This is a genomic window from Sphingomicrobium clamense (genome assembly GCF_019264355.1).
In the GTDB taxonomy this organism is placed as follows: Bacteria; Pseudomonadota; Alphaproteobacteria; order Sphingomonadales; family Sphingomonadaceae; genus Sphingomicrobium; species Sphingomicrobium clamense.
Genome location: NZ_JAHVAH010000001.1, coordinates 2,192,717 through 2,199,989, shown reverse-complemented (window position 1 = coordinate 2,199,989; position 7,273 = coordinate 2,192,717). Strand labels below are relative to the sequence as shown.

General features: G+C 62.8%; 4 protein-coding genes. All 4 read left to right on the top strand.

All coding sequences use genetic code 11. From position 1 onward, the window contains the following. Nucleotides 1–2,052, top strand: a 2,052-nt coding sequence (locus KTQ36_RS11225) for an autotransporter outer membrane beta-barrel domain-containing protein (protein WP_218633740.1), incomplete at its 5' end; no start/stop codon positions are given. 84 nt (nucleotides 2,053–2,136) lie between these two features. Next, the gene (locus tag KTQ36_RS11220) at nucleotides 2,137–3,639 is read left to right on the top strand and encodes a TolC family outer membrane protein (protein WP_218633739.1); all 1,503 of its coding nucleotides are present in this window, start codon (nucleotides 2,137–2,139) and stop codon (nucleotides 3,637–3,639) included. A 15-nt stretch (nucleotides 3,640–3,654) separates the two neighbouring features. Continuing rightward, nucleotides 3,655–5,808, top strand: a complete 2,154-nt coding sequence (locus KTQ36_RS11215; RefSeq protein WP_218633738.1) for a type I secretion system permease/ATPase — start codon at nucleotides 3,655–3,657, stop codon at nucleotides 5,806–5,808. 169 nt (nucleotides 5,809–5,977) lie between these two features. Further along, entirely contained in the window at nucleotides 5,978–7,261 is a 1,284-nt protein-coding gene (locus KTQ36_RS11210; protein WP_255554590.1) for an HlyD family type I secretion periplasmic adaptor subunit, read from the top strand. Nucleotides 7,262–7,273: the final 12 nt, after the last annotated feature.

The following is a 7,273-nucleotide window of genomic DNA, read 5'->3' as shown; positions in this document are numbered from 1 at the left end:
GAGACGGTGTCGCCGACGGCCAACACGATTGGTCTGACCGCGACGCTGACCGATGGCGACGACGACGTCGACAGCGAAACGATCGACCTGTCGGCCAACATCACCTTTGCCGACGACAGTCCGTCGGCTTTCGATCCGGAAGACGCACCGTCGATCGAGAATGACGGTGATGGCACCTTTATCGGTGCACTTAATGACGCCGACGATAACATGATAGGCGAGGCGTTCGTCGGTACCGACGAGGTCGGTGACGCAGTATTCATCAACAATGCTGCAGACAACATCCTCCGCGGGACCGACAATTCTGTGCTTACCTCGGGTGGTGAGACGATCTACTTGTACGGTTTCGGCACCGACACACTGATCGCGACCACGCAGACTAATGGTTCGGACAATGCCAACCTTGTCGTCTTCACCATGACTCTGGACGAAGGCACGGGCCAGGGCGCGGACGCCAGCTATTCGATCGATTTCGATCGGACCATCGACGATGGGTCTGGCTCGCAGTTCAATGATCTCGGTATTAGCAGCCCAAGCAAGTATGACTGGCTCGGCGTAAGCGGCAAAACGGATGCGCAAGGCAATCCCATTGACTTTGGTGTGGACGACGACTCACGTGACGTGCTCATCACCGCTCCGGGTTCCACGCTCAATGTCGCGTCCGGCAACCTCGTTGACAATGTTGGCGCGGGCAACCAGTGGGTCGATCCGAACGAAGACATTCGCGTCGACTGGGTAATCGATGTCGCGGCCGACCCAAACTCGGATTTTAAGACGGTTGATGGCTACACGTTCGACGAGCATTTCGATGTTACGGACGGTAAGTTCACAATTGTCGACATCAAGACAAATTCGGGAGCGACCTCAAGTGTTCTGATTGAGGCATTCTACGACTCCGACGCTGGAGATAAGGATGTTCTTTCAGGCATTCCGGTCGCGCTCGATGCGAGCTCCGTCGTCGTCACGGACCAGAATGGTAACGATGTAACCAATTTAGTGTCTGTCTATCAGGTGGGTACTAACATCGTAGTAACGGGCCTTGATGAGCTTTGGACCGTTAACTTCGAATCGGTTGGTGGCGCTCCTTTCAATGCATTCACCGTTGAGAATGCTTCGGGCGACCTGTTGCCTGGAGGGGGCACGGCTCTGGGTGAAGCGTTTTCGCTTGGCGGGTTTGGATATGAAACCGTCGTTGATGGCTCAAATGTCCAATTCAATGTTGATGTTCGCGTTAACGATGCGGACGGTGATACGGTCGATGGAGACATCACGATCACGTTGCACCCCGACGACGGCATAGCAACCAACGCTGTCGAGAAGATCGCGCTGAACAGCCCGATGCTCGACGCCGCCAACGACGATTTCTTCATGGCGGACCTGCAGGCGCAGTCGCTGATGATGAGCTCGGCGATGGCGTTCGGCTTCGGTGCCGTGATGGCGGCCAAGTTCGGTCATGCCGACATGGGTATCTCGAAGGCCATGACCATCGGTGCCCTGCCGATCTCGGCGCACGGCTTCGACATGGGCTTCGGCACGTCCGATGGTGGAGCCTCTCTCGTCCAAGGTTGGGGCGGAGCAGAGCTCTCGCTGGACGGCGACATGATCGGTGGCGTTTCGACGCTGGCGATGATGCGCGAAGCGGTCGACGTCTCGCTCGATATGGTCGAGCCGGCCGTCGAAGCGCCGGTGAGCCTCCAGGCTGACACTGCGAATATCGCGGTGGCCGAGAAGATCGCGATCGTGGATGCGGGCGACATCGCCCTGCCGGGTGCCGAAGCACTCGCAGCGATGGCGGCCGAAACGAACAGCGTGGATCTGGCGGTGGTCGCCAAGGAAGCGCTTGTCGAAAGCGACGAGGGGGTCGTGGACGCCCTGCTCGACGCGGTTAGCGAAGGCGACGTTGTCGCTTCCGATGGTGCTGTCGGCCTGATGGTCGTCGCCAAGGAAGCGGTTACCGCCGACTTCACCAGCGGGTTTGCGCCCGCCAATGCGGACGCTCTCGTCTCCGACGCCATGCTCCTTCAGGACGCGGCGCCGGCGGTGAACGGCTAAGGCAGTAAAAAGGGCGGTTTTCCGGCTTGCCGGGGACCGCCCTCCCGCCCTATTATGGGGACCAGACAAAAAGGGGCAATCATCATGATCAAGCGTTGGACGAAAATGATGGCGGGGGCTGCGCTTGTCGCGTTGGCAGCAACGCCGGCAGACGCCACCGATCTCAAGACGGCTATCCAGGCGGCCTTGCAGAACAATCCTGAAATCACGCAGGCGATCTACAATCGCGAAGCGACCCGGGCCGAACGCGCGCAGGCGCAGGGCGCTTGGTATCCGCGCATCTCGGTCGAGACTTCTGCCGGGATCCGCGAACTGCGCAACCCGACGCGTCGCGCGATCGGTATCGCCGATGAGACGCTATACCCGCTCGAGGCGGCACTGACCGTCGACCAGCTGATCTGGGACAGCGGCGCACGCGAAGCGCAGATCCGTTACCAGGCGGCGCGTACCGACGCCGCGGCAGCGCGGATCGAAGAGCGTAGCGAGTTTATCGCGCTCAATACGAGCCGTGCCTATATTGACTATATCCTGCAGCAGCGCCTCGTCGCGATCGCGCAGGACAATGCGGCCTTCCACTCGCGCCTGACGAACGATCTTCGCCAAGGCGTCGAGCAGGGCTCGATCTCGATTGCAGACCAGCAGCAGGCCGAAGAACGGCTGTCGGCTGCGCAGTCGCGTGTCATCGAGGCGCAGGAAGATCTCGATACCGCCGCGATTACCTTCCAGCGCCTGACCGGCATGCCGATCGGTGATGTCAGCATGCCGCCCGACCTTTCGGCCGCGCTGCCGGAATCGCTCGCCATGGCCGAGCATCTCGCGCGCCGGAACAACCCGTTCGTCGAGGAAGCCGTGGCTGACCTCGAAGCCGCCGAGGAACTGGTTCGCCAGGCCAAGGGCGAAATGGGTCCGCGCATCAACCTCGAAGGTCGCGCCCGCTACGGCGAAGACATTGACGGCTTCGAAGGCAAGACGACCGACTATCTGGGTCGCATCGTCATGCGCTGGACGCTGTTCGACGGCATGGCCAATAGCTGGAACGTCGAAGAGCAGAAGGCCCGAGCCAGCGAAGTGCAGGCGCGCATGTACCAGCGCACTCGCGAAGCGGAAGAAGATGTCCGCAGCGCGTGGAGCCGCCTTAACCGCCAGTCGAACCTGGTCAACGAACTCGGCGCGCAGAGCCGCGTGACCGACGACCTGCTGCTGTCGTATCGTGAGCAGTTCAATGTCGGTCGTCGCTCGCTGCTCGACGTGCTCGATGCACAGAACACGCGCTACAACGTGCAGGCGCAACTCGAGACAGCGCGTCTCGCACAGCTGTACGCGCAGTATCGCGTGCTCGCCTCGGTCAACCAGCTCATCGAAGCGATGGGTCTGGAAATGGCGACCCAGGGCTATGTGCAGGAGCGCGACGAATATGACGTCGAGCCGACAAGCTGGAATGTTCGCCTCAATGAGGATAGCCTTCCGCCCCATACGATGGGCCCGCCGGCACCCGGCACGGTCGAGTATGAATATTATGAGGCGCCCGATGCGGTGATCGTGACCGACGACGAAGTCGTGGTCGTCGACACTGACGGGGATATGTAAGATTGGGGAAAGAAGTTGGGAGTCGACTGGCTCGAAAATGAGGCCGCGAATACCGTCGACCCCGTCCTTGATTGCTTAGCCTATATCGCTCGTAGGGAAGACCGGCCTTCATCGCCGGTCCTCCTGCGGGCTGGGCTGGCACTCGACGCGGATGGGTTGCTGCCGTTCCACCAGGTCGAACCCGCGCTCGAGCAGGTCGGCATGCGGGGCGAGCCGACAACGCGGTCGATCAAGCGGTGGCGCGAGCGCGATCTCCCGGCAATCCTCGATCTCGAAGGCGGCCGCGCGGCCGTGCTTCTCGAATTGAACGGCAGCCAGGCGCTGGTCCATGCGCCGGGTCTTGCCGAGCCGGTCTGGGTCGAGCGATCGGACCTCGCCGAGAAATATACCGGCCAGGCGGTCATCGTCGAAGCCGACCCCGCGCAAGAGCGCGAGGGCGAACGGCCCTGGGACACGGCCAAGCGCACCCACTGGTTCTGGTCCGAGGCGTGGAAGGCACGGCGCGAATTCCGCCCGGTCATCATTGCCGCGCTGGTCATCAACCTGCTCGCGCTGGCGGTGCCCCTGTTCACCATGAACGTCTACGACCGCGTTATTCCCAACCAGGCCGAGGCTAGCCTGTGGGTCCTCGCGGTCGGTGTCGGGGTCGCATTGATCTTCGACTATCTGCTCCGCGTCGCGCGCGCCGGGCTGGTCGACGATATCGGGCGAAAGCTCGATGCGCGCTACAGCCAGAAACTATTCGAAAAGGTGATGAACCTGCCCATGGCCGAGCGCCAGGGGTCGACCGGTGCCTTCGCGCGCCGCGTGTCGGAGTACGAACAGGTTCGTGACTTCTTCGCGTCCACCAGCGTCGTGTTGATGGTGGACATCGCTTTCATGGCAATCTTCTTGGCCTTCATCGCGTTGCTGGCGGGGCCGTTGGTGTTCGTGCCGATCGTGGGCATTTCGCTCATGCTGATTGCGGGCTTCTCGTTGCAGAAGGCGATGGGTCGGACCGCGATCGATGCGCAGGCGGACAGCAGCCTCCAGCATAGCGTGCTGGTCGAAAGCATCTCAGGCACCGAGACGCTCAAGGCTGCGCGCGCGGAAGGGCAGATGCTCGGCCGCTGGCGCCGTTTCGCGAGCATGTCGGCCAATACCAGCGAACGGATGCGCCGCCTGACCGCCATCGCTGTCAATCTCGCGACCGTCGCGCAGCAGGCGATGAGCGTCGGCCTGATCATCGGCGGCTTCTATCTCTTCAACGCCGGCGAGATCACGATGGGCGCGATCATCGCGATCGTGATGATTGGCGGGCGTGCGATGGCCCCAATGGGGCAGTTTGCCTTCCTGATGACGCGTGCAAAGCAGGCCATGGCGACGCTCGACAGCCTCCAGAACATGATGGAAGCGCCCGACGAACGCACGCAGGTGCGTCGCTCGGTCGTGCCCGAAATCCGCGAAGGCCGGATCGCCATGCACGGGGCGAGCTTCCGCTACCCCCATGCCGCAACCGACAGCCTTTCTGATCTCAAGCTGGAAATTTCGCAGGGCGAGCGGATCGGCATCATCGGCCGGGTCGCCTCGGGCAAGTCGACCTTCGGGCGGCTGGTCTGCGGCCTTTATCCCCCGACCGAGGGTTCGATCACGGTCGACGGTCTCGACAGTCTTCAGTACCACCCGCACCAGCTACGCGATGCCTTCCGCTTCGTCGGACAGGACGCGGACCTCTTCTCCGGCACGGTGCGCGACAACCTGACGCTCGGCGCGGCCCGCGCGACCGACGAACAGTTGATCGATGCGGTGCAGCGGTCGGGTGCGGATATCTTCCTCTCGCAAGGCTCGGCAGGTTTCGATCTTGATGTCGGCGAACGCGGCAGCCGTCTGTCGGGCGGGCAGCGCTCGCTGCTCGTGCTGGCGCGTGCGCTGGTCAGCGACTGCAAATTGCTGTTCCTCGACGAGCCAACAGGGTCGATGGATACGCAGACCGAGAAATATTTCATCGATCATCTCAAGACCGCGCTGCGTACCGAACAGACGCTGCTCGTATCGACCCATCGTCACGGCATGTTGTCGCTCGTCGACCGCCTGCTCGTGATCGACAAGGGGCGCATCGTCGCCGACGGACCGCGCGACGAGATCCTCACCAAGCTCAAAGGCGCCGCCCAGTCCGGGAGCGCTTCATGATCAACCAGTCGTCCTCGCGCATGCCAGTGGCAGCACATACAGGCAGTCTCACCCAAGGCCTGGCTGTCGCAACGGTGTGCGTGGGGTCGTCCCCGGCGGTCGCGGCGGGACATGGGAGCCTCCGGCTCACGCGTCCCGTCGCGCCGCTTCCGGGACGGGAGTAAGCCCCATGAACATGATGTCCTCGATCGTCGAAAAACCACGCGAACGCTTCCTGCGTTGGAGCGGCCCCCAGCGTCTGATCGCCATGCTGACGACCTTGTTCGTCATCTTTATCGTCTGGGCCTCGTTGGCGCAGGTCGACGAAGTCACGCGTGGCCCGGGCGAGGTCATTCCGTCGAGCAAGGTCCAGCTGATCCAGGCCTCGGAACCGGCCATCATCGAGGAATTGATGGTGCGTTCGGGCCAGCGGGTCGAGGCAGGCGAATTGCTCGCACGGCTCGACGACACGCAGTCGGCGTCCGAACTCGGACAGATTGCGGCCGAGACGCGCTCGCTCACGGCACGTGAAGCGCGGCTTCGCGCCGAGGGTGGAGGCAGCTCGATCGAGTGCGAAGGTGCCGGCTGTGCCGACGAGACGGCACTCTCAGCAGCCCGTCGCCAAGCCCTTAATAGCCGCGTGGCGGCACTGCGCGCGCAAGCCGCCCAGTCGCAACGCGATGCCAATGAAGCGCAGGCGACCATCAACACGCTGACCCAGTCCCTTGCGCTGGCCGAAGACAAGCTGGCACGCCTCGAGGCGACCGGCCCGGGCATCGTGCCGATCACCGAGATCAATGACGCGCGCGCCGACGTCGTCGATATTCGCGGCCGCATCGCGCAAGCGCGCGAGCAGCGCGGGCGCGCACAGTCGGCGGTTGCGGAAGCCAATGCGCAGGCGTCAGAAGCGCAGGCGACGTTCCGACAGGAAGCGCTCGACGAGCGCAGCCGCGTCGCCGAGCGGATCGCGGTCAACGAGGAAAGCCTGCGCGGCGCCGAGGGCCGTGTAGCGCGCACCGAACTGCGCTCGCCGGTCGCAGGCATCGTCAATGACGTGCAGGCGACCACCATTGGCGGCTTCGTCCAGGCGGGCGAGAAGGTGATGGAAGTCGTCCCCGTTGGCGACAAATTGCTGGTCGAGACGCGGGTCAATCCCAAGGATATCGCCTTCGTGAAAGTGGGCGACAAGGCGCTCGTCACTGTGACGGCGTACGATTTTTCGACCTATGGCGGGCTCGATGGCGAAGTGGTGGAGGTGTCCGCAGACAGCCTCTACGACGAAGTCGAGCGTGAAGCTTACTTCAATGTGATTGTGGAGACCGACCGCGCCTATCTCGGCACCGAAGCCAACCCGCTCCCGATCACGCCGGGCATGATGACCGATACGCAGATCATCACGGGCAAGAAGTCGATCATCGCCTACCTGATGAAGCCGATCACCAAGGCGAGCCGCGAAGCGCTCACCGAGCGCTAGGCGCGGTTCCGA

What these genes read in the sequence shown, in the direction of transcription:
- KTQ36_RS11210 (WP_255554590.1), top strand. Translation starts at nt 5,978, where the DNA reads ATGAACATGATGTCCTCGATCGTCGAAAAACCACGCGAACGCTTCCTG.
- KTQ36_RS11220 (WP_218633739.1), top strand. Translation starts at nt 2,137, where the DNA reads ATGATCAAGCGTTGGACGAAAATGATGGCGGGGGCTGCGCTTGTCGCG.